This is a genomic window from Moraxella bovis (assembly GCF_002014975.1).
Lineage (GTDB): Bacteria > Pseudomonadota > Gammaproteobacteria > Pseudomonadales > Moraxellaceae > Moraxella > Moraxella bovis.
The window spans coordinates 1-2,749 of the sequence record NZ_MUXV01000101.1 but is presented as its reverse complement, the minus strand read 5'-3'; the positions used below and the strand labels follow the sequence as shown (position 1 = coordinate 2,749).

The window sequence follows — 2,749 nt, the reverse complement described above, 5'->3', positions numbered from 1 at the left end:
TGGAGCAATCAGGTTTTTGGTTTTTTACAAGACAAATTGCCTGTTTCTTTAAGTTGTCGTCTCCAACGAAACACGGTGTGTCTTGATACACCAAAAGCTTCTATAACAAGGTCAATGTTCTTGCATTTGTCATCATAAGCCAAGGCTTTTTGTCTGATTTCTAGTGAATAAGCCATATAAGTAGTGATTGGTGAATGGTGATGGAGATATGGGGATAATTGGTGTTGTTTTAAGGTTTGTTGGTTATATTTTGAGTGCAGGCCACCATCTTTTTGACCAAACTCTACTAACATGCAAATAAGCTGTCTAGCATATAAGCCACATTGGGCAGTAGTAAGCTGTCTTTTTTCGGAAAAGTCTTCTCAAAACGCAAGAAAAAATTATCAAAACCTTCGAAATATTTTTTAAATAGATCTGCTTGTAGACTAAGCAGAAACTCTTATAAATACTAGCGTTAAATTTTTTTAAAAATCCACAAAAATCCAGGTTTGGAAAAAAGTCTAATGCCCTGCCTTCAAAACAGTGTGGTTTATCCATGGCAAAAATCAGATTGAGTCGTTTGAGGCATTCTAGGTAGGGTTTTGGCACATCTTGATGAGCAAAAAACAAATCAGGCACGTGAATGTCTCTCCAACGGGCGATTGAAAACATTACCACCTTTGTCAAACAAGCTGAGTGTCATGACCAGAGCGGACAAATTTACAGATTTGATGAAATCATTAATGACAGAAATATTGCCAATTTCATAGACACAGACGCAATTTTCTTGCCATGAGCATCATTGTAAAGACCTTTAATAAAGTAATCTTTGGTGTCTTCGAGATTGATTTTTCTACCTTCACGAATGGGCGTGGTAGGGGTTAAGATGATGGGCTTCTTGTCGCCAAAATGCTTGGCTTGGCTCAAGAATCGCCTTAATGCCTTAATAAAGGTAAAAATTTGCCTGTGTCAGCTCCCATCACGACATCGATATTTCATCATCATTAATGGAAACCTGATAGTTGTCGATGGCATAATGCGTAGATAATGTGCTGGATGTATCGCCACTTTTGTGAAAATCATCAAAAATACCCATAATATTACCAATGGCTTTTTCTTGGCATTCTTGCTGTTCATAGCAAATTTTTTTCTTGATTTAAGCCATTTACCACATCAACCCCTGATTATTTGCAAGGTTGGTAACAGGCATATTGTGCTAGTGCTGTGTGCTCCAGCTCATATCAAAGGTCTATTTAAAAAAAAATTAGGACACGCCTATCTTTTTAACGCGATTTTCATTTAGAAAATACCCCAAACCAGAGATTTGGGGTATTTTAACGACATAGATGGATTTGTAAAATCTATCATTTTTTGCCACGGTTGGCAAATGCACCGAAACGCTTGTTAAAGCTTGCCACACGACCTTCGTTAGACGCTTGACGTTGTTCACCAGTATAGAATGGGTGAGATGCACTTGAAATATCAAGTGGGAAGTATGGATACTGGGCACCTTCGTACTCACGAGTGGTCTTGGTTGCCACAGTAGAGCGAGTTAGAAAATAGACGTCCGCATTGGTGTCGTGGAACAATACCTCACGGTATTCTGGATGAATGTCTTTACGCATGATAAAAATCCAATAAACCTAAGCACTAATAAAAAGGCATTTTCAAGCAACGCTTGCCGATTGCGGCCATATCATCATCAACCAACTTTGACATGATACACCACACCGTCGTTTATTAGCCAACTTAAGTGGGAGTTAGATGGGAAACAAAGACGTCATTTTAGCCTAAATTTGCCAAATTTTCAAGAAAAATTGTCATATTGGTTTGATTTTGTTATACTTTGCTTTTGAATTAAATAAGGAAAATCCATGCAACTATCCAACCTAGAGCACCTACCCAATTACACCATCACCGAACGCCTAGACGTGGTCTATGGCAGTACTGTCCGCACCAAGCACGTTGGCAAGGATTTTTTGGCGGGGCTAAAAAACATCGTGGGCGGGGAGCTTGTCGCCTATACCGAGCTGTTAGAAGAAGCCCGCCAAGAAGCGTTGGAGCGTATGATAGACAAAGCCTACGCAATGAGAGCGGATGCTGTGGTGGGCGTGCGCTTTTCTACGTCCAATGTGGCGGTGGGTGCGTCTGAGATTTTTGTTTATGGCACAGCGGTAAAAGCGGTGCGAAATGCCCTGTTTGAAAACACACAACAGCCCCCTGCGTTTAATCCGACTTCGTTTGAGTAATTGATATGAACATTATCAAGCTGATTTTTGATAATCTGCAAATCGTCATCGCCATTATTTTGTTTTTTGTGGGGTGGTATTTTGGTACGATGAATGAGCGTAAGCACTTGGCAAGCCTTGATGATGACGAGCATTTGCTTGGGCATATCATCATCTCAAATGAACGCTTTTTTGTGCCAATGGTGCAGGCGGACGGCACGCTTGTGATGGGAAGTGTGTCCATCGCCCAAGATAGATTTAAGCTTGTGTTTGCTGATTTTTTGAGTTTGTTTGGCAAAAATTTGACAGTGTATGAGAGTCTTTTGGAGCGTGGCAGGCGTGAAGCGATTGTGCGCATGAAACAGCAGGCGCATGAATACGGCTATAACCAAATCTATGGCGTACGCATTGAGACATCGGCGATAGACGGTGGCGGTGTGGAAGTGCTTGCCTATGGCACGGCGGTGATGAGTGTGGGCAATCCGAATGTACCGCCAAGATTGCCAAGCCATCTTTGACAAACCTAACACCCCACATCATCA

The 2,749-nt window shown here is 41.4% G+C and carries 5 protein-coding genes; 2 read left to right on the top strand and 3 right to left on the bottom strand.

Features of this window, described 5'->3' with window-relative positions; genetic code table 11:
* Window positions 1-8 precede the first annotated feature (8 nt).
* The 3 genes from B0182_RS13700 to B0182_RS13690 form a co-directional block, all read right to left on the bottom strand.
* Window positions 9-293: an IS630 transposase-related protein gene (locus B0182_RS13700; protein WP_078275438.1), complete on the bottom strand. Its 285-nt coding sequence runs from the start codon at window positions 291-293 to the stop codon at window positions 9-11.
* Between the two features lie 406 nt (window positions 294-699).
* On the bottom strand, window positions 700-906 hold the full coding sequence (locus B0182_RS13695; RefSeq protein WP_078275437.1) for a hypothetical protein: 207 nt from the start codon (window positions 904-906) through the stop codon (window positions 700-702).
* 437 nt (window positions 907-1,343) lie between these two features.
* Complete coding sequence (locus B0182_RS13690) at window positions 1,344-1,604, bottom strand: type B 50S ribosomal protein L31 (protein ID WP_029103198.1); 261 nt, start codon at window positions 1,602-1,604, stop codon at window positions 1,344-1,346.
* Between the two features lie 249 nt (window positions 1,605-1,853).
* Between B0182_RS13690 and B0182_RS13685 the strand changes: the two genes are divergently transcribed.
* Together B0182_RS13685 and B0182_RS13680 are read left to right on the top strand one after the other, a co-directional pair.
* Window positions 1,854-2,228: a YbjQ family protein gene (locus B0182_RS13685; RefSeq protein WP_078275436.1), complete on the top strand. Its 375-nt coding sequence runs from the start codon at window positions 1,854-1,856 to the stop codon at window positions 2,226-2,228.
* A gap of 5 nt (window positions 2,229-2,233) precedes the next feature.
* Window positions 2,234-2,725: a YbjQ family protein gene (locus tag B0182_RS13680; protein ID WP_078275435.1), complete on the top strand. Its 492-nt coding sequence runs from the start codon at window positions 2,234-2,236 to the stop codon at window positions 2,723-2,725.
* Window positions 2,726-2,749 lie beyond the last annotated feature (24 nt).

Coding starts and splice junctions, on each gene's coding strand:
- B0182_RS13700 (WP_078275438.1), bottom strand. CDS start 293: ATGTTAGTAGAGTTTGGTCAAAAAGATGGTGGCCTGCACTCAAAATAT.
- B0182_RS13690 (WP_029103198.1), bottom strand. CDS start 1,604: ATGCGTAAAGACATTCATCCAGAATACCGTGAGGTATTGTTCCACGAC.
- B0182_RS13685 (WP_078275436.1), top strand. CDS start 1,854: ATGCAACTATCCAACCTAGAGCACCTACCCAATTACACCATCACCGAA.
- B0182_RS13680 (WP_078275435.1), top strand. CDS start 2,234: ATGAACATTATCAAGCTGATTTTTGATAATCTGCAAATCGTCATCGCC.